General features: G+C 43.9%; 17 protein-coding genes. 5 read left to right on the top strand and 12 right to left on the bottom strand.

Translation table 11 applies throughout. The features are described 5' to 3' along the window. Window positions 1–9: 9 nt before the first annotated feature. Both EO95_RS04855 and EO95_RS04850 read right to left on the bottom strand, forming a co-directional pair. Window positions 10–933, bottom strand: a complete 924-nt coding sequence (locus tag EO95_RS04855; RefSeq protein WP_048132669.1) for a ribose 1,5-bisphosphate isomerase — start codon at window positions 931–933, stop codon at window positions 10–12. Between the two features lie 103 nt (window positions 934–1,036). Beyond that, window positions 1,037–1,825, bottom strand: coding sequence for a winged helix-turn-helix domain-containing protein (locus EO95_RS04850; RefSeq protein ID WP_048132667.1), 789 nt, complete (start codon window positions 1,823–1,825; stop codon window positions 1,037–1,039). Window positions 1,826–3,273: 1,448 nt separating this feature from the next. Here EO95_RS04850 and EO95_RS04840 point away from each other — a divergent pair. Further along, window positions 3,274–3,897, top strand: coding sequence for an FmdE family protein (locus tag EO95_RS04840; protein ID WP_327037143.1), 624 nt, complete (start codon window positions 3,274–3,276; stop codon window positions 3,895–3,897). Then, window positions 3,890–4,360, top strand: coding sequence for a tRNA (N6-threonylcarbamoyladenosine(37)-N6)-methyltransferase TrmO (gene tsaA, locus EO95_RS04835; RefSeq protein WP_048132664.1), 471 nt, complete (start codon window positions 3,890–3,892; stop codon window positions 4,358–4,360). The genes EO95_RS04840 and tsaA overlap by 8 nt, the downstream gene beginning before the upstream one ends. Window positions 4,361–4,449: 89 nt before the next feature. Here tsaA and cobN read toward each other — a convergent pair whose 3' ends face one another. The 5 genes from cobN to EO95_RS04805 form a co-directional block, all read right to left on the bottom strand. Then, window positions 4,450–9,003: a cobaltochelatase subunit CobN gene (cobN, locus tag EO95_RS04830; protein WP_048132662.1), complete on the bottom strand. Its 4,554-nt coding sequence runs from the start codon at window positions 9,001–9,003 to the stop codon at window positions 4,450–4,452. A gap of 642 nt (window positions 9,004–9,645) precedes the next feature. Further along, complete coding sequence (locus EO95_RS04825) at window positions 9,646–13,989, bottom strand: cobaltochelatase subunit CobN (RefSeq protein ID WP_048132753.1); 4,344 nt, start codon at window positions 13,987–13,989, stop codon at window positions 9,646–9,648. Between the two features lie 846 nt (window positions 13,990–14,835). Beyond that, entirely contained in the window at window positions 14,836–15,249 is a 414-nt protein-coding gene (locus tag EO95_RS04815) for a DUF2149 domain-containing protein (RefSeq protein WP_048132658.1), read from the bottom strand. 25 nt (window positions 15,250–15,274) lie between these two features. After that, window positions 15,275–15,904, bottom strand: a complete 630-nt coding sequence (locus tag EO95_RS04810) for a MotA/TolQ/ExbB proton channel family protein (RefSeq protein WP_048132657.1) — start codon at window positions 15,902–15,904, stop codon at window positions 15,275–15,277. Further along, on the bottom strand, window positions 15,901–16,590 hold the full coding sequence (locus EO95_RS04805) for a DUF2162 domain-containing protein (protein WP_048132655.1): 690 nt from the start codon (window positions 16,588–16,590) through the stop codon (window positions 15,901–15,903). Before EO95_RS04805 ends, EO95_RS04810 begins: the two co-directional genes overlap by 4 nt. A gap of 469 nt (window positions 16,591–17,059) precedes the next feature. Between EO95_RS04805 and EO95_RS04800 the strand changes: the two genes are divergently transcribed. Continuing rightward, window positions 17,060–17,575, top strand: coding sequence for a winged helix-turn-helix domain-containing protein (locus EO95_RS04800; protein ID WP_048132653.1), 516 nt, complete (start codon window positions 17,060–17,062; stop codon window positions 17,573–17,575). Window positions 17,576–17,800: 225 nt separating this feature from the next. Here EO95_RS04800 and EO95_RS04795 read toward each other — a convergent pair whose 3' ends face one another. The 5 genes from EO95_RS04795 to EO95_RS04775 form a co-directional block, all read right to left on the bottom strand. Then, a complete protein-coding gene (locus tag EO95_RS04795; RefSeq protein WP_048132651.1) occupies window positions 17,801–18,484 on the bottom strand; it encodes a fibrillarin-like rRNA/tRNA 2'-O-methyltransferase in 684 nt (227 codons plus the stop codon). Beyond that, entirely contained in the window at window positions 18,485–19,495 is a 1,011-nt protein-coding gene (locus EO95_RS04790; protein WP_048132649.1) for an NOP5/NOP56 family protein, read from the bottom strand. It abuts the gene before it with no gap. Further along, a complete protein-coding gene (locus tag EO95_RS04785) occupies window positions 19,492–20,457 on the bottom strand; it encodes a beta-ribofuranosylaminobenzene 5'-phosphate synthase (protein ID WP_048132751.1) in 966 nt (321 codons plus the stop codon). Before EO95_RS04785 ends, EO95_RS04790 begins: the two co-directional genes overlap by 4 nt. Before the next feature lie 34 nt (window positions 20,458–20,491). After that, the gene (locus EO95_RS04780) at window positions 20,492–21,412 is read right to left on the bottom strand and encodes a DUF2953 domain-containing protein (RefSeq protein ID WP_235282865.1); all 921 of its coding nucleotides are present in this window, start codon (window positions 21,410–21,412) and stop codon (window positions 20,492–20,494) included. Window positions 21,413–21,612: 200 nt separating this feature from the next. Further along, window positions 21,613–22,053 (bottom strand): GerW family sporulation protein, encoded by a 441-nt coding sequence (locus EO95_RS04775; protein WP_048132646.1) that lies wholly within the window; start codon window positions 22,051–22,053, stop codon window positions 21,613–21,615. A gap of 571 nt (window positions 22,054–22,624) precedes the next feature. Between EO95_RS04775 and EO95_RS04770 the strand changes: the two genes are divergently transcribed. Next, complete coding sequence (locus EO95_RS04770) at window positions 22,625–24,604, top strand: PGF-pre-PGF domain-containing protein (RefSeq protein ID WP_048132644.1); 1,980 nt, start codon at window positions 22,625–22,627, stop codon at window positions 24,602–24,604. Window positions 24,605–25,228: 624 nt separating this feature from the next. Beyond that, window positions 25,229–26,600: NosD domain-containing protein (locus EO95_RS04765; protein WP_048132642.1), on the top strand; the 1,372-nt coding region annotated here is incomplete at its 3' end.

The following is a 26,600-nucleotide window of genomic DNA, read 5'->3' as shown; positions in this document are numbered from 1 at the left end:
TTTAATCCTTCAAATTTCTCCAGGTTCCCAGCCCAGGTGCTCTTTTATGACAGTATATGCCATCGCAGGCGGGATAATTCCAATATCAGTTACGATCATATCAATGTATTCTGCAGGGGTAAAGTCAAAAGCCGGATTTTTGACCTGTACGTGGGAGAGGTCTGCAATAATTGCAGGATCGACGACTTCGTCTGCAGCCCTTTCTTCGATTTCTATGGGGTTTCCTGCAATGGTGCTCGGGCTGAACTTGAAGGTCTCGGCAGCTACCATAAAACTCTTTCTGGCTTCATGGGCAGCAAGAGCAAGCTGAGAAGTCCCGATCTTGTTTACAAGAGCTCCGTTGGCTGCAATTGCATCCGCACCAACAATAACTTTGTCCACGTCTTTCATATAGTAACGTACGGCAGAGTCCACGATCAGGGTTGTCGGGATACCAAAGCCATTAAGGTGTCGGATTGTCAATAAGCCCTGACGCCTTGGACGGCTTTCGGTAGCGATTACCGAGATGTCCTTTCCGTTTTCAAATGCCGTAGTGATGATGGAAAGAGCAGCATGGGAGTTGCAGTGGGTCATAATAACATCTCCATCCTGAATTCTTCTTGACCCGATTTTCCCTATTTTTCCAAGCGCGCGGTCTGCTCTTTCAATAAAAAGGTTTGCATTTGTGATGATTTCCTGTCTTGCTTCTTCTACACTCCCTGAAGAATATCTCGAAGCAAGTTTTACAGCATTCGGAAGGGAAACAGCTGTGGGGCGGGTACTGATAAGAAAACTAGAAACTTCCTGGATACCGGAACTAAACTCCTCCATTGAAGCTGCTTCCAGCCCTGCAGCATAATCCCTGATGGCTTCAGCCGCAGCTTTTGCAATCCTGCCTGCGCCCCGGATTTCCATTGTCCGGATCTTTTCTGCGGTTTCCTTAACTTTATCCATAATATAAAGGATAGTCAGAGCCCGATTTATAGCTATCTTCCGATTGCTTCCGCCCTCGGGAGATAAAGTCCCGGATTCATTTAAATTCAGATCTCAGTTAAATTCAGATCTCAGTTATTTTTTCTGATCTGTCCCTGTAGTAAGCAAAAAGGTCTTCTCCCCACTGAAGGGCAATGGGATCGAAACACATGACATCCTGTTTATGGTCAAAAATACCGCCCGAAAAAGGAAGACTTAGAGAGAGAAACCTGTCAGTAACAACATGAGAAAATTCTATTTTTTCGTCACATACATAGAAACATGCATTCTCAAAATTCAGAAATTCTCGAAATTCAGTTCGATATTCCTCTATTATGCGCTCGTAAACCGGACGGGTTACAAGAAGAGAGATATCCGCTCCTTTTTTTGCGAAAGTAAGAAAAAAAGAAGGGTAAAGGGGGTGGAAAATGGAGGCAATACCGTTTATCCGTCTTGATATTGCAAGGTTTTCCACAAATTCCCTGTGAGGTTCAAAGAGGTGGGTCCTGTCAGGAGGTTCGGAGAATGTACAGTTTTCCAGATCTCCAATTCTGTTCCTTAAAGAGGGGGGTATGCACTCAATTGCATGGTTTGCCCAGTACTCATAGCCATTACCAAAAACGTTTAATAAACTCACCATTGCCTGCATTCTCCCAGCTACCGCTATGCCAAGAGAAGACAGGATGTAAACATCTTCTATCTTGAATACCAGAGAGTCTTCCCTTAGTTTTTTTAGCTGGGGAAGTACAGCTACAGCACTGGCATTCAGACATTTATTTATTTCTCCGATCGTTTTTGGCCCCTCCTGCAAAAATAAAAGAATATCTTTCCTTTTTTCAGAGAGAAAAATTAATTCGAGAAGCTGGCTGTTCATGTTTTTGATATATACGCAAATACTTGTTAAATATCTTACGCATTTTTTAGCCGTTTTTATTCAAAAAGCATTATCAATTAGCAGGAGACAGGGATGTATCTGTAGAATAAAATTATAATTAACTGTATGAACAAAAAAGTATAAATCCAAATAAATATTACAGAGTGAAAAATCAGTAGAAATGAGGATGTAAGAAATGAATTTCAAGTCAAAAGAACTTGATTTTGAGGCCGTTAAATAATTTAATGGGAAGTAAATTTCAAGGTCGTTTAGGTTATATACATCTATAACATAAGGAGAAAGTTGACGATTAAGAGTTAAGGGGTTTTTCTCTTGATCGTCGGGGTTGAATCACACAATTGGGAGCCAGATCAGAGGTGGCAAACGGCTCCCAATTCTAACGCCAATATTTTGGAAGAGTTTTAATCCATAAAAAAACTTTCTATTAGATAGTATCTGGATATTTGACTTCTTAAGAATTCTTTAATTTTGATCAAATAAAGTTAATCAGTTGGGTCCGAATTGGTGAAATTATGAATGGGGACGGGACAGATTGGAGAAATTGTAAACCGAAAAACCAGATTTGAACTTTCGGGATTAAAAAAAAATCAAATTGTAGAGATTCAAATCCTGAAATAAATATTCAGGAGGAAAATAAAAGGAAAATCAGGGACTGTTTTTAACGATTTTGAAATTTTTGATAGAAATAAAAAATTTGATCGAGACAAATATTTTGAAGGTAGCTAAAAAAAATAAGAGTCGGGGCAATTTGAATAGCAAACAATATTTCATGTCGTTTATGTTATATAATTAGAAACCATAAAAAATGATAGAGATTGAGGGTTAAAGGGTTTACTCTCAGTCTAACGGGGTTGGATCATCAGTAGGGACCTTCGGACGGAAAATTACGGTCCCTATTATCCTAATTATAAAATAATCTAAAGCCTGAACTTTTTTTACGAAATGACTAAAAATAATTAATTTCCGGAATAATTTACACTCCTGCTGGTTTTTCTGTCTTCCCCAATTTTTGCCTCTTCCCAATTTTTGCCTCTTATCTGTGCTTTTATCTTTTTGGCCTTTTTACTCTCTCAGGCTATATTTTATTCAAAAATATCAACCATATAGAGGCGGACAAATTCAAGAACGGAAAACGGCAAATATATAGTTATATTAAACAAGAAATAAAAACATCGTGCGGACTCTCGGCTTATCTTACATCTGCAGAACATTAGGGTAAAAGATTACAGAGATGTAGAGGTACATCACAATTATACAGTTTTTAAAACAATTCAAGTGATTGATTTGCAATTGATTGATTTGCAATTGATTGATTTGCAATTAATACTTCAGACTTTTTTTGTAATAAGAATTAAATACAGAATTTATAAATAGTAGTCAGAGAATATGAAACGGGTTAATTAAATTAATTTGATAGATCAGGAAAAATAATAAAAGTAGGAGCTGAAAACCTGGATTTCAATGACGCTAATTTTGATACTGCTGTAAAGTTCCACGGACATGTCTGCCCCGGCCTTTCTATAGGGTACAGAGTGGCTATGCTGGCTGCAGAACGTTTCAAGGACAGGAGCAAAGATGAAGAACTTGTTGCAGTTGTGGAAAACCGGTCATGTGCAGTGGACGCGATTCAGGCAATAAACGGCTGTACCTGCGGAAAAGGAAATCTCATCTTTAAAGAACACGGAAAGCATGTATATACATTTTTCAAGAGAGGGGATAAAAAAGCCCTGAGAATTTCCCTGAAACCCGACGTACTCCCCCAGGACGAAAAGCACACTGCGCTGTTCGCAAAACTGAGGGCAGGCATTGCAAGCCCTGAAGAGGCAAAGGAGTTTAGGGTTTCACACGAAGCAAAAAGCCAGAGAGTTCTGGAAATGCCAGAAGAAGAACTTTTATGGGTCCGTGAAGTGGAAATCGAGCCTCCGGAAAAAGCCATAATCTATCCTACCCTTATATGCAGCAAGTGCGGAGAAGGCTTTATGGAACCCCTGGGAAGGGTGAAAAAGGGGGAAATTGTCTGCATCTCCTGTTTTGAGGCAAAAGATGAATGAAAATACGGAGAAAATTCCCAAAAAAGTCGAGTTTAATCCTATAGGCTATGTTGAGAATGACTACCTTGAGCCGGAGTATAATGAAGAGATCTACCAGCAGGTTTCAAAAATCATCCTGAAGAAAGACCTGGTAGAGGGGCTTTACAGGATAGAAGACTTTGAAAAACTGTATATCCTCTTTTATTTCAGCAAATCAAAAGGATATAAACTAATCCACCGCCGCCGCTATGACGGGGAAATTTCGGGAGTTTTTGCCAGCAGGAGCCCTTATCGCCCTAACGGTATAGGGCTTACAATTGTAGAGCTTTTAAAAGTAGAAGGTAATATCCTCCATGTAAAAGGCCTTGATGCAATCAACGGGACACCTGTGCTGGATATTAAGCCCTACATAAAAGAGATTGAAGAAAAGAAAGAAGAAACAACAACTGAAAAAGAACAAAAAATCAACGCAGCTAATCAGTAAACAAGAAATAAAAAATCATCAAACTAAAGAATAAAAATTTCGAATTTATCTGAAAAAGAAAAAGGGGATTACCCTTTTTCAGATCTCATTTACATATTCTTCTTCCGCATCCCCAGGTAGATCCCACCGGCTGCTACAAGCACGAAAATGATCCCGAAAACGTCGGCACCGGAGAAAGACATGCCTCCCCATTCCTCCTCGTTTTCAACAGACTCTTTCGTCATCTCATAGCCTTCAACATAATCAGAGTCAGAAGAAGCTCTCGCCTCGGGTGCAGGTTCAGGAGAATCCACTCCGTAACCGGCATCATTCTCCGCAATAGTTGGATTGCTGGCAGGCTCTTCGGTGTTTGATTTAGCAGTCTGGTTGAGTTTTTCGGCAACGCTCGTCTGATGCCCTTTGCTGCTGCTGTGTTTTTCAGGCACTTCCTGTTTAAGAGATTCCTGTGTAGCCTGTTCTATTGCTTCACTGAAACCGGGCACAGAAACCAGGCCCGATACGTAGCCATTGAGGAGGGGATTTCCGCAGGTATGGTGGCAACAGGTGACCCCGTCTTCGACCACGGACTCTGCATATTCCGCGGCCAGGCTTTCAAGGGCCTCGTCCGAAGCATCCCAGTTGCCCTTGCGAGCAGTCTCCAGCATCCTGGCGGTCATGGACTGGTATGCATAGGGATTATTCTGCCGGGTCCATTCGCGAAGCTCCTGGTCTGCCATATATGTCTGATATACCTGATTCCACATTTCATCGCTGATCAAATCAGGGTTTGTGGCTTCCCAGCCCCAGAGGTTCTCAATGAAATCTGACATTTCCCTGGCTCCTGCATAGCCGTTCCCCTGCATACCGTCAATCCATTTCGGGTTGAAATAACGGGAATAGGTTTCCCTTGCGAGAAACTGTCCCAGAGTTTCGACCTTCTCATCTCCTCCGGTCAGCATGTTCGTGATAAAAGAATCCGGATACTTTCCTCCCGAAACGGAGCTGACTGCGAGATTCAGGCCTCCCATGTACTGGAAGAAATCATCATTGTCCAGAGTCCCGTAGAGGTTCGTGCTCCGGCTGTGCACTGTGGCTTCAACCCCTGCGAGGTTCTTTTCGAAAAGGCCCCTCAGGTTTTCACCCCAGACGTTTTCTCCGTAGGCGTTGCACATCTTGCTGATGTAAAGGTCCGCAAGCACATCGTTGCTCTCCCAGGTATCGCTTGCAGCGATCGCATTGGGAAGACCTGTACCGTAGGCTCCGTCCGAAGACCCGAAAATCCTTAACAGGGCCAGGTCCAGGGCATCACTTTCATTCAGGGAACCTTCACTCATCAAAGAGGCTTTCAGAGCTTCAGCATTTTCCCGGACATAGTTGGGAGAATCTTCCTGGGCATAAGCCAGCTTTACGGCTTTGTCCAGCAGGCGCACCTTGTCAGGATACATGTCCCTGTAAAGGCCTGAGATCTGAATCACCACATCAACTCTGGGCCTTCCCAGGGTCTCCATGGGGATAGCTTCCACATCAACTACCCTGCCACTTTTCCATACAGGCTTGACCCCCAGCAGGTAGAGGATCTCTGCCTCCATAACTCCTTCGTGCCTTGTGGTTTCCCCGGCCCAGAGAATGTAAGCTACCTTTTTCGGGTATGTCCCGTGCTCGGCAACATAGGCATCAAGCATCTGGTCAGCCATCTCCTGCCCAAGTGCCCAGGCAGCTTCTGTTGGCACTATCCGCTGGTCAAAAGCATAGAAATTTCTTCCCGAAGGCAGAGTTTCAGGGTTTCTAACAGGGTCACCTCCCAGGTTTCCGGGGATGAACCTGCCATCCAGAGCATTGAGGACCTGCGAGATTTCCTCCTCCCCAAGAGCCAGGTTTGCAGCATATTCTTCCGCACTGGCAAGGAAGTTATTGACGGTTTCATTGCCTGTCCCGAGCACCTGCATCTGAGCATCCGTGGAATTGACCCCCCGGTTCAGGACCAGGTCCAGCAGATAGAGCTGGGCACCTTCGGTTTCATTGAATTCGTGAACAGAATCAGTAAAATCGGCACCGAGCATTGAATTTACCATACCCACAAGCTGCTCTCCTTTAGGGCTTGTGCCCAGGATATGCAGCCCGTAAGGCATTGACTGGCTTTTGTACTCATCCAGCAGGGCTTCGAGCCCTTCCAGGAAAGTTGTATTAAAGTAATTCTCGTTGTTTTCAGCCTCTGTCATGTTGAATTCTTCATCCAGGTGAAGGGATCGGGTCAGGTTTAAAACTTCAGACCTGTGGGCTGATTTCAAAGAGTCGTCTGCCACTGCCTGTTCATAGTTCTGGATAGCTGTACTCAGGTTTGCGTAAGCCCCATAACTTCCTGCTGAAATAATCGGAGGGACAAGGTGATCGACGATGACTGCCCCTCCTCTGCGCTTTGCCTCATTGCCTTCTCCAAGCCCGTCCATAACGTAAGGATAAATCACAGGCAAATCCCCGATCATAAGGGAAGGCCAGTCATACCGCGAAAGTCCGAACTGTTTGCCAGGCAGCCATTCCTGAGTCCCGTGCCTGCCAAAGTGAACCAGGGCATTACTGCCGAATCCACCTTCTTCCTCAGAATGCTGAAGCCAGAGGTAGAATGCAATGTACTGGTGGTGAGGAGGCAGGTCCTTGTCGTGATAGAGAGCATTATTGTCATCAAGCCAGCCTCTTGAAGGCTGCGGAGCCAGAAGCACATTATCTCCGACCTCGATTCTGGGAATTACGAGATATTTTCCACTTTCGTTTGCCCAGACCATGATCTTCCCGGGTGCCGGGCCCCATTGATCAATGACCTTCTGCTGCCTCTCTTGAGGGAGCTCAGAGAACCATCCCTCATAGGTGCTTTCCGGGACGAGAACTATTTTGCCTGTATCAACCAGCTTCTGAAGTTCCCCCGGAGCCCAGGTCCCTATGTTAATACCCTGAGTAAGCATCAGGTCAAGGAGTTCGGTCTGGTTAGGGACCTGGCTTTCATTCAGGTCATATCCGTCGGCAGCCATAGCGCCAAGCAGGCTGGATATGCTGGGGACGACATCGAGATAGGAAGCCCCTATGTTATCCTTTCCCCCTCCGTGGTTATAATAAATTATAGCAACTTTTTTATCGGATTCCGGAATTTCCCCTAAATTCACCCAGCTTTCGACGCGGTCAACGAGCCAGTCCACCTGATAGTCTATGGAAACTGACACTTCGGTCTCGGTCTCCGCGTCCAGTTCCGTTGAAGCCATTATTACCGGGTCAATAGCCCCCCAGAGTTCCTGCAAATCGAGCTTCATCATCTTATCTGCAGGAAGCGGGTTGCTGCTGGCTTCATACTCGGTCCTGTTCATGTAATTGTTAACAATGCCGTTGATTACAGGCGCATCGAGCCCTTCAGCATCAAACTTGTTGCCAAAGTAAGTAAACGAAATAATTGCATCCACAAGGACATCATCCCCCTGCTTGAAAAAGTCTCCAGAGGAAAGGGAATCGGACCCGTAAGTGGCAATAACATTGTAACCCCTGGTTTCCAGTTCTGAAATCAAAGCATCGATGGGCTCAATCTGGAAGGGGAAATAACTCTGGTACATGGTAATTGCAACGGTGGGCTTTGCCGGATCGTAGACATGCCCCCCGTCGCTTCTGTTAGAGTACCAGGCAAGGTAGGTATCCAGAGAATCGGTAAAGTAACCGGTCATATTAGTGTGGTAGATCGCCCTTTCAGGAAGAGTGTGAGGGTCCTCATACAGGAGGTCAGACCTGCCGCAGCAGTCGTTGGAGATACAGAATACAAGGTTTTTCAGGTTACTCTGGTCATAAGCTCCGTTAAGCCAGTAATTGTTCAGCTTTTCCCTGTAGCCCTCGATCTGGTCTGCAGAAAGCGGGATGCTCTCATTCAGAAGAGTGTCATCGTCAATAACCACACACCCGTTAGCAATCGCCATATCCACAGTGGGTGTGAGCTTCTGGGCTGTTGAGGGGCTGAGCATGTTGATGTAAATGATGTCCATCCCGCTCAGGTCAACGTTATTTTCCATCACGTAGTCAGCCATAAAACAACTAAGGGAAAGGTTCAGGCCGCTGTTAGTGTTGACCTCCTCTGCAAGGTTCTTGAGTGGAAGCTCATGGCTCCGGTACCCGGTCACGATGGCAATATCCAGATGCTGGCCTGTGACGGAGTTATTAGGGGTTTCTTTTACCACTTCCCTTAACAAAAGAACGTCTGTGAAACCCAGAGATACAGGGTCTTCACCCATCTTTTTCTGCCGGGTAAGCCCGCTGATTGCAGCACTCCCCGTCAGGTCAACCCCACTGCCAGGGAGGTCAAGAAGAGCCTGGGATTCATTTGCATCGATATCCCTGCTTGAGGTATCAAGATTTACCGAAAGATCCGTGCCCTGCACCTGTATTTGTTCATCGGCACGGCGCCATTTGTCCTCGTTGTAAAGAGCAACAAGCGTATAGTTTCCGTCGGGAATCCCGGAAAGCAGGTAGTTGCCTTCAGCATCACTGGTAGTGTTGGCAACAAGTTCATACTGGATGGCTTCACTTCCTGCTGCCGGAGAAGTAGAAAACAGCATTAAAAGGATTAAAATTATCAATCCGGAAGCTTTAATTCTTTCATTAAGAGGGTTTCTTTTGTTATTCAACTGTTCTTTCATAATCCCTACTCCAGAATAATTAAATATGTTACTGTGTAAAAAATTACTAAGATCTTGATTCTGTATGCTGCTTGCAGGAAACTCCTAAATTTCAGCTTTAGATCTCCGCCGGCAGACAAGGCAAATCAGATCTACAGAGAAATAAAAGTACACCGCAAATCAACAACAAAAGTAAACTTTACTAATTAATTTAGAGAAAAACACCATTCAAATGTGAATATTGAAAGATGTTTTAGATAGCTATAGCCTCAATAAATTGTCAACTGTTCACCTCAAAACACAAACATATCAGATTATTTGAACGCAAGTTTACTTTACTTACATAAAAAACTGCGATTTTGGATAATAGTTATTAGCCATAAAGATAACAAAAATAGAGAAATTAACGATCGTCTACCGTTACATATTGGACATTATTTAAAAGAGAATTAGATCCCGAATATTTTAATCAGTGCAACGTCATTCGCTTTATCATGTTATTCATGTAACGCCCGATGCAGAAGAGCGGCCTTTCCCGAAAAAGAGTTGAAAAAAGGAAGAGAATAAAAAAGGAAGAGAATAAAAAAGGAAGAGAATAAAAAAGAGGGTTAAAAAGGAAAGGAAAAGAACACAGAATGAAAAGTGCTCTCCTTCCATCGTATTTTACATATTCTTTTTACGGAATCCCAGGTAAATTCCCCCCACTGCTACAATCACGAAGAGAATCCCGAAAATATCAGATCCCGAGAAGGACATGCCTCCATTTTCGGATTCTTCGACCGGATCTTTCTGCATCTCATAGCCTTCAACATAATCGGAGTCAGAGGCCTTTTGGACATCAGGAACAGGTTCGGGAGAATCAACACCATACCCTGCATCTGAATCCTGAACAGTCTGATTGCTTTCTGCGGATTCGGAGTTTGCTCTGGTTGTCTGGTTGAGTTTTTCGGCAACGCTCGTCTGATGCCCTTTGCTGCTACTACTACTGCTTCTCTGGGTCTCTTCTGCGGCTTCCTGAGTTTCGGATTGGGTTGCTGCGTTCAGTTGTTCAGAGTAGCCAGGGACAGATACCATCCCGCTTACGAACTCGTTAAGCAGGGGGTTTCCGCAGGTATGGTGGCAGCAGGAAGCTCCGTTTTCAGCCACCGATTCTTCATACTCTTTTGCGAGGCTTTCGATAACCTCGTCCGAAGGTTTCCAGTATTCGTGCCTGACAGCTTCGAGCATTCTGGCTGTTATCGACTGGTAAGCATCTGGATTGTTCTGCTTGAACCATTCTTTCATGGAGGGGTCATTAACATAGGTCTCATATGTCTGCTCCCAGACGCTGTCATCCACAAGATCAGGATCGCTGACCTCCCAGCCGAAAAGGTTGTTTACGAACTCGGACATCATCCTGCCACCTGAATACCCGGCGCCCTGCATCCCTTCAATCCACTTCTCATTGAAATACCTGGACCTCAGGTTCTTGCTAAGGTACTCCCCCATTCCTGCCATCTGAGCCCTTTCAGGGTCTCTGGTATCCGAAACGTACATCTCGGGAGTTCTTCCGTCTCCCCTGACATGCCTTGTTGCCAGGTTCAGGCCACCGAAGTACTGGAAGAAGTCGTCGTTGTCAAGAGTATCGTAAAGGTTTGAAGAGTCAGAATGTACGGAGGCTTCAACGTTTTTCAGGTTGCCTTCAAGAAGTTCCCTGGATTTGATACCCCAGAAATCTTCCCCATAAGCATACCCCATCTTGTCCAGGTATACATTTGCAATCGTCGCTTCGTCGTCCCAGCTCCCGCTTGCACTGATAGCGTTTGAGACCCCTATTTCATAAGTCCCGTCCATTACTGCAAAGCAGCGCATTGTGGAGAGCTTGGTTGCGGTTTCATTGTCATATCCTGCCGCAAGCAGGGAATCATATATTGCAAGGGCGCTGTCGTTTACGTAGTTTGGATAGTTTCCGGCAGGAAGTGAACTTGCAAGTTTCACAGCGCGATCTACCATTTTGATCTTATCCGGGAAAGCGTCCCTCATACCCGCAGTTGTATATACAACGTCAATCCTTGGCCTTCCAGGCTTTGCCGGATCATAGTTAGGCAGCAGCTCCTCTTCAGGGATAGCCTCAACCCCGGTTACATATCCGTACTCGTTCCAGACCGGCTGTACCCCGAGCATGTAAAGCACTTCGGCTTCCAGAGTCCCGTGGTCGCGGATAAACTCTACCCCGAACCTTGAGAATGAAACCTTTTCCGGATATTCTCCGTACTTATCGTGATAGTCCTCAAGCAGCTGGATTGCAAGGGATTTTCCGAGCTCCCAGGTTGCCTTTGAAGGATAGAGTTTTGAGTTAATACCGTAGAAGTTGCGCCCCGTAGGTGCTGCATCCGGGTTCATAACAGGATCCGTTCCCGGCCCGGGAGGGATAAAGCCTCCGTTCAGGGCTGAAAGGATTCTGTCAATCTCTACGTCACTGTCAAGAAGCCGATCTCTATACTCCAGCCCCTGTTCAAGATCAAATGTAACAGAACTGTTTGTTGACCCATAAACGTCAAGTTGAGCCGTTGAAACCTCCGTATTATTGGTCACGACTTCCCAGACAAGCCTGTTAACTTTCGTATCATTTGATGGAATCCCGAGAGGGTAAACAGATTCCGGATAGAAGGCAGCAGTGACGTTGTCCTCGAAGTCTCCTCCAAGCATGGACCTTACCATTCCGGAAAGTTCGTCTTTTTCAGGGTCTGTCAGGTTTGTGGAGGGCACACTGCCAAGGACATGCATCCCGTAAGGAATGTTTTCTCCCTCCACATCTTCCAGATACTCGTGCAGGACATCTTTTACAAAAGAAGTAAACTCCTCTTCATTATAGTCCCGAAGCGCAGTCGCATTCTCGATTCCCAGGTCAACGTCCAGGTTAAGTGCGATTATCTGGTCGATTATGGCTGTCTGGTACCCTGCCCTTGTCTGTGCAGAAATTCCAGGATCATAATACTGCTCCACACTGATTGAAAGGTTAAGCAATTCCCCATAAAGCCCGCTGCGTTCAAGGGTTGGAGTCAGGTGGTCGATAATCAGGGCATTGCCCCTGTACTCGGCGGTCAGCCCTTCTCCCACATTTGCAACTATGTAAGGATAGATGTTTGGAAGGTCCTGCAGCAGTAAAGGCGCCCAATCGGAAGTCCGGTTCATACCGTAAGTAGCACCCGGAAGCCATTCATGCGTACCGTGAGTTCCCATATGAATGATTGCATCAGGCTGCCATTCATGGTTCAGCCAGAGGTAGAAAGCTATGTACTGGTGCGGAGGTGGCACAAGGCTGCTGTGATAAAGGGTGTCGTCATTTTGCAGGAAACCTCTTGCAGGCTGGGGCATGAGCCAGACATCTCCGAAACGTACGGAAGGGATTACAATATACTGCCCTGTCTCGTTCTCATAGATCATGAGGGTCTTATTCTGAGGAAGGTCTTCAGCCCAGGGTTCTCCCCACTCCTGTATTACCTGAGACCTCAGATCTTCAGGAATTTCCGACTCAAACCACTCTTTGTAGGTCTCCATGGGTATGAGGTGCAGTCCCCATTCAGTCCTGTTTTCCACCATTTCGTTCATGACGCCGGGAGCCCAGGAACCGGCATTGATGCCCTGTGCCTGCATCATTTCCAGGAGTTCGCTGCTGTTATCCGGAATTCCGGAGACTTCATACCCGGTTTCATTCATCTCATTGAGAAGGTCGAACATGCTTTGAGTAACATTGAGGTAACTTGCCCCGATGTTATCTTTTCCTGAAGGGTAGTTGTAGTATATTACAGCAACTTTCTTGTCCTGGTTGTCCTTTAACTTCAGTTCCGCCCAGTTTATCGACCTGTTGACCATCCAATCAACCTGAGCAGGCAGGGGTTCGTAGCTGCTTTCCCCGGTTTCGGAGTCGTAATTATCAATCCCTATTACAATGTACTCAAAAATCCCGTCAATACTCGGAAGCAGGGTCTTGTACACAACCTCACTGCTGGGAATGCCCCTGTTGCCGTCAGCTACGTCTGTAGAATCGGCAGGATTTGAAACTACCATGCCTCTTAAGACCGGAACATCAAGGTCTTCAAGCTCCTGTACACCGGCATCAGGATCCTCGTAATTCAACCGGAAACTCTTGAGAGAAATTACACACTGGACAAGAGGTTCTCCATTTTCATCAAAGTAAAAATTATGAATATCATTAAAAGTTTCAAAACCTGCAATTACGTTGCAGCCCTTTCCTTCTAGATCACGGATAAGGTAGTCTATGACTTCAAGGTTGTCAGCCGTATAATCAGAAGCGTGGAACCAGATCCCTATGGTGGGTTTGCTCTTATCGAAAATATGTTGTGGCCCACTTGTGCCAGTTGCATTCGAGTACCAATCAAGGTAATCGGTGGTGTTTTCAAACCAGTCAGGTTTGGATTCATTTAAGGAGGAGCGGGCATCAGGGTGATAAAGCGCTGCTTCAGGAAATTCGATCGGGTCCTGATAAACCCAGCTATCCGTAAGCTCTGGTTTGTTTCCATAAGTTTTTGCGAGATAGATAAGGAAATTTTCGGTATTTTCTCGCAGGACTCCTTTCGGACCCATGCTGTAGAAGTACTTTTCTTCGGTAGAATTGTATGGTTTGGTCCCGGCAAGAATCTTATCATAACTTGAGGTGTTGATGTATGTCGGATCCATCATAGAGGTAATGTCTATGAGTGCAGTCCCATTTTTATGAGCACTTTCGAGGTCATCCCCGATATCTTTGAACTGAGACCAGAGCATATAAGTAAATATTACATCCTGGTTTTCAAAAGTGGTATTAGTAAAGTCGGAATACCCCGAAATATACGTTACATTTATACTTGCATTGTATGGATTGGACTGCTCTGCTACATTCAAAGCATTTCCATCATAACAGATAAAAGTAATATTTACCTGATTATCATCAGCCGATACATTCTGTGCAAGCAGTAAAAGGACCACTGCACATAAAACCAGTAACCTACTTTGTGCCGTACGCATCTTATCCCCAAACAATGTATCATGAACCCTTGGAGCACCCCGGCAGAAAAATAACCAGGATGCCTGGCCCACTAGTCGATTTTTGATTAAAAGTTTATTAATTTTCGGAACTTATAAAGAAACAGCCATCGAGTTTTCAGATTGAGAGCGGAAGTTCTCGATTTGGACGTATAACTCAACCCTGGAACTTTCAAAAAAATACAGGGCAGCCGATTCTGTTTAATACCTTCAACATTCGGAGCATTAGGGAATAAAATACATAAAACACGGTTTTTGGCTCACGATTGTTAGCCATTCGGGTAAAATAGGGAGAAGAGAGTATTTTTATTTAATTTAGAATGGAAAACAGACCTTAATTCAAAAAGAGCCAGGAATAAGCCTAATTTAAAAAAATAGGATTTGGAATCAGGTAAAAAGAAAAAAATACGGCGATTTTATTTTACGCCGCATTTCACATACGAATTTAAAACTTCTTTTTCCTGAATCCTGGGTAGGCTCCAGAAATACAGAATCGTTGACAAAGAGGTCAAAAACAATAGAACTGAAATCGATATCATTATAGAATATTCTTGCATATTTATCCCCATACAATGTATCATGAACCCTGGAGCACTCTGTGAGAAAAAATAACCAGACCTCCGGGCTCATCAGATAAATTAATTCCAAAAGTTTGCAATTCAGCCGAATTTAAAAAATTGGATTCGGAGTCAGCTAAAAAAATACGGCGATTTTAATTTACACCGCGTTTCACATACGAATTTAAAACTTCTTTTTACGGAATCCCAGGTAAATTACACCGATTCAGGCTACAACAAATAAAACTTACGTAAGTCGTTGGAAAAAAAATTAATCTGAAGCGGATGTACCGGTTGAAGCGGGTGTATCGGTTGAAGCAGAGGTACCATTACCCTCCGAATCTTCAGGGACGTAAATCACTCTGCCGTCAGCCAGCTTATATGCAGTCCCCAGAGCTTCACCTGTACCCCCACCGATATTATTAGTCATGTTCAGGACTTCTATGGGCTTCCCCTGGTCTTTGATAATTATCTTCATATCCTCAGCTCCGGGATTTTTTACAATTGTAATATCCTCGTTCGAACTCAGAAGTTCAGGGAGATGGTAAGACATCACAAGGGCTACCAGTAACGCAACTGAAAAGACCATTGCAACGTCAAAGAGATTGGCAACCCCGGTCATGGGGTTTTGCTCATCGGGGTCATTTAAAATTCCGGTTCGCCTGTACCGTCGGGATTTTCGCATAGTATTCCTCCTTTTAAGAGAGTGATCAATTTCCGCTCTTCTCCTCGATTATGTCCAGAATGTAATCAATATCCGACATATCCTCCCAGTACCAGCGCCTCCTTACCTGGGTAAGCACATAAGCTATTCCGGCAGAAAAGAGCCCTACAACGGTAGTTGCAAAGGCTATCATCAGGTTTTGTGCCAGGGTTTCAAGGTCTCCCTGTGAAAGCCCTATCAAGGCAGGTCCCAGCGGAATAAGCGTTCCCATAAGTCCGAGCATAGGGGCAACCGTTGAACTGATCTTCGTGTTTTCAAGGCGTTTTGCCATTTTAATCTCGTATTCCTCAGAGAGCTTCTCGATTGCAGGAAAATTCTGCTCTTCGAGGTATTTTGCAGCCTCTCTTGCAAAGGACGTGACCATGTAATTTTGTTTTAGACTCTCAAGAGCCCTTGATGCTTCCGAAAAAGCCGAATTAGGAAGACTGTCCCGTATTTTTTTGCAACCAATTTCCAGGGTGTTCCGGTCCCTGTTCCTTTTCGAATATTCAGAAAGGAATTCTCCTAATTGGATAAGGGAAACAAAGACAAGAATAGTCAGAAGTATCATTACCGGATACAGCAGAGCCGATGAAAATATGTACATCGTCTGTGATAACAAATCCATATTGCTCATTGGTTAGACCTCACATGGCCGAGGAAAAAACCTGCAAGGACTAAGACCCCGAAAGCCAGAAGGGGAACAATGCCTGATTCTCCCGGAGCCATAGGAGCCAGCTGCATCTGTTTTGTTTTCATATATGCAGGGATGAGCAGAGCCCCTAAAAGATAATAAATTCCGAGAAGCATCATGGCGCTTCCCATAGTTTCGGGAGTCTTTCCCAGCCGGGTCTTCCCAAACCTGAAAAGAAAAGAAGAAGCTACCACTGCAGTAAAAAAAGCAATTCCTACAAGAAACCCTATTTTTATCCCGGAAAAGTTGAGACTTTCTGAAAGCAGCATACAGGATACCGCAAGAGCTCCCAGGCAGACCGGACAGGGCATGGATATAGCCAGGAAAGTGTGTCTGGAAACATCTTTTCCTGAATTCCACTTTTTCTGGGTGTAAATCCCGGCCCCTATAAGGAGTAGGGAGACGAGAACATGAACTCCCATACCCATTGCAGAAAGACGCTCAAAGGCATCCAGGCTTATGTGATCAGCAACGCTTCCGAATAAAAGGGCAAGAAAAAAGTAACTGCCAGCAATTGTAAGAATTTCCCGCGTAGTGATATTTGAAAATCCACAACCTAATCCAGTTTTAATCCCGAAGATAAGGATACCGATTAAAATTCCAATAACAGTCAACGTAGAAGAGTCCATAGTACCTTCTGAGCATCTATAGTAGAATTAAATAAAAACTGGTTTTTGGGTAATGTTCGTTATCCTTTGGGGTAACAAGTGCCGATTGATAACATTTTTTGAACTAAAGATTAAATTTCAGGCACCCCGTCGCGAGAGCGGACGATAAAGAATTAAAAAAGTTAAGTAATCGCTATGAAAGTGAGTTAATATAAAATCCATTAAAAATAAGATTGCGCAGAGTGAATAACAAATAAAAAGCAAAATTTAACAAAAATTATGCAATAATTCACTCTGTTAACAGAGATGTTTTTTTAAATGGTAAAAAGTAAGGAACAGTAAATAAAGTAAATTTGTTATAAAAATAGATAAAAAAAGCAATTAAAGGATGTGATAATATACATTACTTGTTTTAGAGGAGGCAATAATTATAAGTAAGGGAGGTAAAATACAGGACCATCATGGTAGTAAGAATTAGAGGGATTCAGGAATGAACGGCAGCGGAGAAAACCTACTCAAAGCGATCTCAAGCGACACCCGTCTTTCTATTCTCGAGCTTCTGAGTGAAGGGGATAAGCATATCTCCGGCCTTGCTAGGGAAATAGGGATTTCCGTGCCCGTAGCTGCAAAACATGTAAAAATCCTGGAAAAAGCCGAACTTATAGAAAGAAAAAAGTTCGGGAATACTCATATGATAAGCATAAAACTGAACAATGTATATTCTTTCCTGGACCGCTTTGCAGAAAACAGGAAGCTTGAGGTAGAGGAAGGTACGAGTCTGCTTGAAGCTTTGAAAAACGTAGCCGCTGTCGAAGTAAGGGAAATGGGAGACAGGATAAAAGTTGTCTCTACGGACGGGGAAGAGGGTTTTTATGTATATGAGGTGGACGGCAAATTCTCGGATAAAACTGTAGACGAATATAAGTTTTACGAAGATGCCATCGTCGAGTGGAAGAAGCTAATTCCGGTCACGAAAAAAAGGCTGCTTGTGAATATAAGGAGATGAAGCAGCCAGAGCAGCTTTTATTAAAAATCTCCATGAAAATAGCCTCTGTGAAAGTAACTTATACTACCATTCAGAGAATCCTGATCAAGCCAACTACTCGCTAGATCTAAAGATTTAACGGGTTTCCTGCTGAGGGTTTAGAAAAAGAAGCGTAAACCCCCTGGGTTTTAGCCTGGGGGCAGTTCACGAATTTCCGAAAAATTCAGCATTCCGGAAGAGCAGGATTCACTCCTTTAACTTTGCCAGAACTCCAAGGTGATCTTCATGGTAAGGCATAAGATCCCTGGCCATCAGGATTTCGAATCTGGGTTCGAAAGCCTGCTCAAGCTTTTTTACTTCTTCCGTGAAGACTTCCTTCGGGTTTGCCGCAGTGTCGATGCTGCGAGCCTTAATAGAAAGCAGGAGATGCCCGCCTTCATTCAAAAAGCGTGCAGCATTTCTTGCAGCGATTTCGGCCTGATTGGGCTGGGCAACATCCTGAAAGATTAGGTCTACAGGCTCAACAATATGGGCGTAACTGTCCGGTTTTCCCGCATCAGCAAGGAGAGGGAAAATGTTTTTGCGCCGGGAAGCAAGCCCTATGAAGTCGCGCATGCTTCTTGGAGCAAATTCAACAGCGTATACTGCCCCTTCAGAGACGATATCAGAGACGTGGCTGACCGTTGTACCTGAAGCTGCCCCCAGGTAGAGCACCTTTGAATCCTCCTTAAGGGGGATATTGAACTTCTTGAGGACCATGGCTCCAAGCTTACTCCGGCGAGGGTCCCAGGTACGGTACTCGACCCCTTCAACCGGAATTAGCTTTTCTCCGTAAACAGTCTTTCCCGGGTCCAGGTTCTTTGTGGCAAGCTGCTTTTTGCCCTTCGTAACCTCAAAAATCCCATCGGAAAGCTTCCTTACGTCAGTCATTTACTTCCTCCTCTTTTTCTTTGGTTTTGCCCCACTTTCCGGCCTTTTTTGTGGAGGCCTGGGGTTTAAAGCCCGTATTTTCTGGATTTTTTCTTCCAGTTTCTCTGGCAGAGAAGGATCTATTTTCCCGGAGTAAAAGTCGATTCGAGCGGCAAGGGAAAGTTTTGCTGCAAGAGCTCTTGCGACTTTTCCCCGCACCCACCATGGAGAGGTATTGACAAGGGGATGGCTGTAGATTATCCCGTGCTTTGGGGACGGAGCCCTTTCCCGGAGGTGTTTGAAGAGGGCCTTGCTGGCCCCGATAACCTGAATAGTACTGGACGGAAAAGCAGCAAGTTTTTCAAGGCTGCCTGCAATGCTTATGAGCCTTGCCCCGAGCATGGGCCCCGCTGTTATGGTCAGGTTGGGTGCAAGGATTTCCATACTGCTCTCGATGTAAGCTTCGATCTGCTTCCGCCGTTCATAGAGACTGCATACGTTCTCTGCAAAACCTTTAAGGAGCACTTCATCTGCAGCTTCGAGTTTTGCACCCATGGAATCCCTGGCTTTTAAGTAAAGAGGATCATCGGGAGTAACATTTTCACGGGAGCCGTATTTTACAATAAAAAGCGCAAGAGCTTCCCCATTGAGCCCGCTTTCGGGGAAATAGCCCCCGTACCACTCAAAAAGCCTTTCCGAAAGGGAGTTGGTGGTTTCATTGATGTCATCCAGGGCTTCTACTGCCTGAACTATGCGCTGGTCAGGGGTAAGAGCTTCTGAGACCTGATGTTTTGCAGCTTCCAGCGTGACTTCATGTAAAAGGGAATAATATTCAGAAAGGGAATCTACAAACTTGCACTCGATAGCTGCAGCTTTCAGGTCAAAACCTTCGGGAGGAAGATTCTGCCTGCTGTCCCTCAAAGAGAGGGAACGGAGTGCAAGCTCTCTTATATCTTTTGGAAAAGAGTCAGAGGCAAGGACTTCTCCTTTGCTGCCTATCTCAAGGACTCCAAACCAGGTGTTGATTTTCAATTGGAGCCTCCGAAGATATCCGCGCCCCGATTCTTTGCCTTTGTAAGCAGTACTTCTCCACCAAGTGATTCATCCAGCATACTCTGGACTTCTTTCTGGAGTTTTTTGCCTTCTCCCGGACTTCCGACAATCCCGTAGACTACTGGCCCGAAAGAACTGACTCCTGAACCACTGGCTCCGTTGTCCTGCATATATTTCATGGCATCGAGTACAGGTCGGGGCTGAAGTTCAACTTCCCGCTTTTTAAAGCCCACAGTCTGGAAATGGTTGACTGCCCTGCCGAAACTTTCCAGATCTTCTTCGATTAGCGCAGGGAGCATCTGCATGAGAATTACATGAGAGAGTTCCTGGACTTCCTTAAGAGGGATGGGACAGACTTTTTTGAAAATATCGACTTCTTCTGCGTCATGGACACCTTTGGTATTGGGAATTGCAAGGACAATATGCCAATCAGGAAAGTCCCTCCTGAAAAGCACGGGCCCTGGAGGCATACGGCTGGCCGCGGAAGGAGAAAATGCACCTTTATCCCTGAATTTGTGCCCCCCATCCAGGATGAAACCTCCACTTTCGAAAGCAGCAACCCCGATTCCGGAAGTCCCGCCTCTACCGACAGCAACTGCGAGTTCCCGGACACTTTTTCCAAGCCCGTAAATTTCATTTACAGCTGCTGCGGCAGAAAGTGCAGCCTGGGTTCCGGAGCCAAGCCCTACATGGTCAGAAAGATCCCTATTAATATGAATCCTGATGCCTTTCCCTTCAGGAAGCACAGCTTTTGCTGCTTTTAACATCCTGCCTGCGAGAAGAGAATCCCCCACCACTTCGACAACATCCGCTTCAGCTGCCGAAATTTCCAGGCTTGGTGACTCGAGAGTAATTCCTACCCCCCCATCGACCCTGCCGATCTCTGCATTGAGATCAATAAGGGTAAGATGCAGTCTGGATGGTGACATTACATTAATCATATTCATCTGTATCCTCATTGCTTATTCATAAAGCTTAGGAGTTAACCTTCGAACTACTCCGAAGTTTTTCCTTAACAATCAAATAAGTAAAAGATAAAGTTTTCCCGTTAAATATAAATTTAAGGAATGGAAAAATCAGTGAATATATTTTTATACGGATCTCCGCACTCCCCCGAAAATCCAGCAGTGACTCCATAAACACAGGACATACAGAAAAACTACAGCTCCGGCAGCGGCTGTAAACTGTTCCAAGAAGAGTATGTATAACCCCACAAAGCATCCCTGTATCTGCGGGGTCGGAAAGACCGAAAGTAAGGTCAGCTTTCAGGTTTTTGATTTTTATTGCGTTAAACATATCGGAAAACAGACGTAACAGAGGTTTTCGAAGGGCTTTGTAAGCTTCCAGACCCCAGTGAAGTTTTTCCCGGGTGGTCATTCCTTTCTTTGCCTCTACCTCACCTTCCGTACCAGCTCTTTTTTTCCTTCTTATCCGGGCAAATATCCCTCTTTTCTCTTTGCCCTCAGTTTTTTCTTTAATCGGAATTTTCTCTTTGCCCTCAGCCCATTCTTCAACCGTAATTTTCTCTTTGCCTTCAGCCCATTCTTCAACCGTAATTTTCTCTTTGCCTTCAGCCTGTTCTTTAATTTCAATTTTCTCTTTACCCTCAATAATTACTGTTTCCTCTTCAGGTTTCTTTTCTCCAGGCTCCCTATCTTTTTCCATCTGCATTTTGAGTTCTGCTTTTAGATTGTCTTCTTTTCTGCTTTCAGCTTGTTCAGGCCTTTTTTTAACCTGTGGAGTTCCGGTTTCCACTCCAATTCCTTTTTTCATTTCCTCTTCAACCGGCTCTTCAGGAAGGAATTTTTTTTCCTTAGGCTCTTTGATTGAAAAAGTATGGGAAAAAAACAGCCATTTTACAGTAAATATTCCTCCCAGCTCTTTCTTTTCTTCCACACTCAGAACCTTGAGCTTGAAAGTGAGGCCTATCGCTGTAAAAAGTATGAATAAAACGAGCAGAAAAATCAGAAGGAAGAGGTAGATAACAAGCATGCTAAACAAGTTGAGGGAAAAAGATAGTCCTGACTATCTTAAATACCCTGACCTTTAGTTCTGGTTCATGGAAAATCCCATAAAAAGGTTTAACCCGGAGGGATTTACTGGGAACTGCCCTCTTTCTCTTCGGGTTCCATATGCTCTTTAACTTCCGTTTTGCCGACTTCCGGACTCTCTTCTTTTTTATGTTTGCCGGTCATGCCTTTGAACTTATCCAAAATTTCAGGCACGACTTCCTGAAGCGAACTGAGGAGTGACCCTACATCGTTTTTCTCAGAAATCCGGAAGATTTTTGCCTCATCTTCGGAGAGCATAATAAAAGCAACAGGCTCGATCTTCGCACCTGCGCCTCCGCCTCCTCCGTACCCTGATTCGTTATCTTTTTTGCCTTCCCCGCCTCCAGCTCCGAACCCCATGGTAAGTTTGGAAACAGGAATGATTGTTTTTCCGGCAGCTGTAATAGGATCTCCGACGACAGTTTTAGTAGTTGCAATTTTTTCAAGTTCGCCTGCAATTTCTTTAATGGTATCTTCTACGCCCATATTTTTATCCCCCGGTGTGTATTGTATGATTTGTTTAGATGGATAATAAATGTTGTCTATCTTCTTTTAGATTTCCAGCCTACTTTCATTAAATATTGACTTCATCATATTTGAGTTAATCCTGTATTCACAGTTTCAAGCGTAATTCGCGGCTCAAAATGCAATTTTTCGAGCGAGAATACAGTTCCTTTTTTATGGCCCCTCAGAGTCTATGTCATTCTCATCCTCTTATTTCAAGTTAATATCCGGATTACTATTTAATCTCCTGACGACTTTCGAAATGAGGGATTACTTACGGAATTATATTAGAATTTTTAGTAAGAAACATAGACAGTAAGAAAAAATAGAGAAAACTATTGATATAATATAAGAAAAATTAGTTAATATTATATAACAGTACTAATTCTGTAAAACTAATACATATTAAAAATCAAAAGTAAGACGGAAAGCTTTGTTTATATACTATAAAAACAACGCCACCGCCAGACAGGAGCATATTACAATAATCAGAATTGAGAATTCGTAATATAAATTAAAATGAAACGCAAAAATATATTTTGAGGGGTTTATTGTGTGGAAAACAAAAAGAAATGGTATCCTTTTATTTGTAGTAGTCCTTGCACTTTATCTGTCTGCAGGAGGAAGCGCATCAGCTGCAACAATTTATGTGGACGATGACGGATCCGCAGACTATGAGACAATACAGGCTGCACTAAACGACGCAGTTGACGGAGACACTATAATAGTAAATCCAGGAACTTATCCGGATGAACTAATAAAAGTAAACACATCTGTAACAATAAAAGGAGCTTCGGGATATCCCTCGGTTGGCGGCTTTGATATATACAGGCAGTCACGTATAGAAGGACTGACGATCACGAAGGGAGTAGGCTTTGACCAGGGTGGCATAGAGTGCACAATAAGGAATAACAGATTTGAAGGCTGTGGGGTAAGTATAGGTAACAGCTACCTGTATGGAAATCAGACGATAATGAATAACCTCTTTACAGGGAGCTCGGTAGGAGTGCACACTTATGACAGCTGGAATAATAAAATTACAGGAAATACATTTCAAAAATGTGATGCAGGTATCGAGTTTACGTGGGGTGGCGGCGGCCACGTAGTCACAGAGAATACATTCAAAAACTGTGGTATCGGGATCCACATAATCGACGAACAGGCAACTATTTACAACAACTATTTCTCAAATAACGTGAACCTGCAGGTAGACGAATTATATGACAGTAGTGGCCCCCAATTAAACACTAAAAAAACCACAGGTGAAAACATCATAGATGGTCCTTATATAGCTGGGAACTACTGGGCAACACCTGCTGGAGATGGTTTCTCTCAGACCCACCCGGACACTAACGGCGATGGGATAGCTGAAGAAGCATACCAGATAGCAGATGGTGTTATTGACTACCTTCCCCTGGTAACCCCAGGGACCGGGCCTGACCCTGTCCTCCCGGCCACAAATTTCAAGGCAAATACGACCAGCGGAAATGCCCCTCTTTCGGTCCTCTTTACTGACCGGTCACAAAATGCAACATCGAGGAGCTGGGATGTTAACAATGACGGAACCGAGGACTCAAAAGAAGCAAGCTTTGTTTATGAGTATACTAGCGCAGGGACTTATACCGCTAAGCTGACAGTAAGCAATCAGAACGGCACAGTTTCAAAAACTGCTTCAATAACTGTACTGGAAAAGAGCGGCTCCAGTGGAAGTAACAACTCTGAGGGAATTAACAGTTCCAGTGGGAGTAACAGCCCCGATGAAATTAACAGTTCCAGTGGGAATAACAACCCCGATGAAATTAACAGTTCCAGCGGGAGTAGCAGCTCCAGTAGAGGAAGTAGCAGCGGCAGCGGAGGTTCCCCTGAACCTGCAAGAAACGTTGAAACCAAAGAACTTTCACAGGTATTCATTACAAACGGAAAAGCTGTAAAATTTGATTTCACGAAGGATGCAACCTGTGTTGTTTATGTGAGCTTCGATGCAAAAAAGACAGCTGGAAAAACCACAACGATTGTTGAGGAGCTGAAAGGAAAATCTGTCCTGGTTTCCGAACTGCCTGTCGGCGAGGTCTACAGGTCCTTTAATGTCTGGGTAGGAAACAGCGGGTTTGCAACCTCAAACAACATCGAAAACCCGGTCATCTGTTTTAAGGTTGAAAAATCCTGGATACAGGATAAAAAGATCGATAAGGATTCGATCATCCTCAACAGGTACAACAACAAAAAGTGGGAACGTCTGCCAGTCAGTCTGTTGAAGGAAGACAACAAATTCCTGTACTTCACAGCCGAAACTCCGGCATTTTCTTCGTTCGTAATAACAGGTAAGGCAAAAAGCCTCTCCGAAGAAGACTCAACAGAAACGGAGCCTGAAAAGGAAACTCGCGCCGCAGAAGAAGATATGAAAAGTATAGGGGAAGAAGTTGAACCGAACTCCGGGCAGGGAGAAGACGCAAAGGCTCCCGGATTCGAAATAGGATATGGGATAATATGCATGTCCGCTATTTTCCTGCATAAAAGGAAGCAAAAAAGCTAAAAGAATACAAAAAAAGGCAGTCAAATCAAAAGTTAAGTATCAGGTTTTGATACGGAAAAATGATTGATGAAGGTTTTCATTCCTTCATCTTGTTTTTCTACATTTTCAGTTTCTGCCAATCTTTTATCCTCATTTTATCTGACCCTCATTTTATCTGACCCTCATTTTATCTGATCCGCATTTTATCTGATCCGCATTTTATCTCGAAAATCTTTTATTCGGATTTCTCAAGACTTCGACCTCTTCTGAGGTTGTAAAGGAAGCTGCTTAATTGAGTAAAATAGAATGACTATAGTCTTACAATTTGAATATTCTTTGCTCTTCTGTAAACATTCTTTTTTATATCTATTTAAAAGTATTAATCCAAATCAGTATATTTATATTGTTTCACGCGTTTTCCAATTTAATAAAAATGTTTAATATAAAGAATCCGGTGTGTACATAATTAATTCAGTTACAAAATATTTATTGTTAAATTTGTACATTGATAAATTTTTAAGGAGATTTAAGTTAATTGTTGATAGATGGAATTTCATCCATATTTCACCCCCTAACTTTCTTGAATGGACGGAGGAATTCGAAATTCGAAATAAATTAACCGTTTTACTAATTGCTTTTCTAATTTTGATACAATGTGTTGGAATCGGAACTGCAGCTGAGATAATTGTCCAGTCAGGCGATTCAATACAGGTTGCCGTAAACAATGCAAGTTCAGGTGATATAATCACCATAAAACCCGGAACCTATACTGAAAATATCAAAATATCTACAGGTGGCCTCACTATCAGGTCTGAGTCCGGAAACCCTGATAATACAATAATTAAAGCTAAAAGTTCAACAGTAAATGTAATTTCCATACAGGCAGATAATGTAAAAATTAGCGGAATTCAAGCTATTAGAGCTAGCGGGTCCAGCTACTCAGGAATCCATCTTAAAGGATGCAAGAACTGTATAATTGAGAACAACAAGCTCATGAGCAACGGGCGTGGGATTTATCTAGAGAGTTCTAAAGGATGCACCATCTCGAGAAATACAGTTACAAATAACGGGGTGTATGGAATTGTATTTGGGAGCTCCAGCGGCAATACCATTTCCGGAAATACGGTGTCTAACGACATCCGCGGCATCCATGTTGGTTCCTCTGATGGCAATACCCTTTCAGGCAACACTGTTACTTCGAACAGTGATTACGGCATGTATGTTTGCGGCCTGAGCGACAATAACCGCATTTATAACAACTACTTCAATAACACCAAAATGACAATTAAAAGCGGGACTGGAAACTCTTATAATACCGCGAAAACCGCAGGCAAAAATATCATTGATGGACCTTATATAGGCGGGAACTACTGGGGAAAACCTGATGGAACGGGTTTTTCCGATACCGCGGTGGATAAAGATGGGGATGGAATTTCCGATTCCGCGTACAGTATACCGGGCAGCATATATTCAGATGACCTGCCTCTTACACATGCTTCTAACTTGCCTGAGCCTGTACCCCCTGTTGCAGACTTCAGTAGCAATGTTAACTCTGGGAATGCACCGCTAAATGTCTTATTTACTGACAAAAGCACAGGAACTCCCACAGCATGGAACTGGAATTTCGGAGACGGAACTAATTCAGCAGACCAGAACCCTGTACACACATACTCCTCAGCAGGAACTTACACGGTAACGCTTACAGTAAGCAATTCAAACGGTCAGACTTCAAAAACCGGTGTAATAACTGTTATTCAAAACTCTGAGCCTGTACCCGAGCCTGTAATCCCTATTGCAGACTTCAGCAGCGATGTTACTTCAGGGAATGCGCCGCTAAATGTCTTATTTACTGACAAAAGCACAGGAACTCCTACAGCATGGAGCTGGAATTTCGGAGACGGAACTAATTCAGCAGACAAGAACCCTGTACACACATACTCCTCAGCAGGAACTTACACGGTAACGCTTACAGTAAGCAATTCAAACGGTCAGACTTCAAAAACCGGTGTAATAACTG

It is taken from the genome of Methanosarcina sp. 1.H.T.1A.1 (assembly GCF_000979295.1).
In the GTDB taxonomy this organism is placed as follows: domain Archaea; phylum Halobacteriota; class Methanosarcinia; order Methanosarcinales; family Methanosarcinaceae; genus Methanosarcina.
Note: the sequence above shows the minus strand (reverse complement) of the source record. Positions and strands in the feature narration are given on the sequence as shown.

Excerpts from the sequence above, each read along its gene's own strand:
- EO95_RS04855 (WP_048132669.1), bottom strand. The coding sequence starts at position 933 with ATGGATAAAGTTAAGGAAACCGCAGAAAAGATCCGGACAATGGAAATC.
- EO95_RS04850 (WP_048132667.1), bottom strand. The coding sequence starts at position 1,825 with ATGAACAGCCAGCTTCTCGAATTAATTTTTCTCTCTGAAAAAAGGAAA.
- tsaA (WP_048132664.1), top strand. The coding sequence starts at position 3,890 with ATGAATGAAAATACGGAGAAAATTCCCAAAAAAGTCGAGTTTAATCCT.
- cobN (WP_048132662.1), bottom strand. The coding sequence starts at position 9,003 with ATGAAAGAACAGTTGAATAACAAAAGAAACCCTCTTAATGAAAGAATT.
- EO95_RS04825 (WP_048132753.1), bottom strand. The coding sequence starts at position 13,989 with ATGCGTACGGCACAAAGTAGGTTACTGGTTTTATGTGCAGTGGTCCTT.
- EO95_RS04815 (WP_048132658.1), bottom strand. The coding sequence starts at position 15,249 with ATGCGAAAATCCCGACGGTACAGGCGAACCGGAATTTTAAATGACCCC.
- EO95_RS04810 (WP_048132657.1), bottom strand. The coding sequence starts at position 15,904 with ATGAGCAATATGGATTTGTTATCACAGACGATGTACATATTTTCATCG.
- EO95_RS04805 (WP_048132655.1), bottom strand. The coding sequence starts at position 16,590 with ATGGACTCTTCTACGTTGACTGTTATTGGAATTTTAATCGGTATCCTT.
- EO95_RS04800 (WP_048132653.1), top strand. The coding sequence starts at position 17,060 with ATGAACGGCAGCGGAGAAAACCTACTCAAAGCGATCTCAAGCGACACC.
- EO95_RS04795 (WP_048132651.1), bottom strand. The coding sequence starts at position 18,484 with ATGACTGACGTAAGGAAGCTTTCCGATGGGATTTTTGAGGTTACGAAG.
- EO95_RS04785 (WP_048132751.1), bottom strand. The coding sequence starts at position 20,457 with ATGATTAATGTAATGTCACCATCCAGACTGCATCTTACCCTTATTGAT.
- EO95_RS04775 (WP_048132646.1), bottom strand. The coding sequence starts at position 22,053 with ATGGGCGTAGAAGATACCATTAAAGAAATTGCAGGCGAACTTGAAAAA.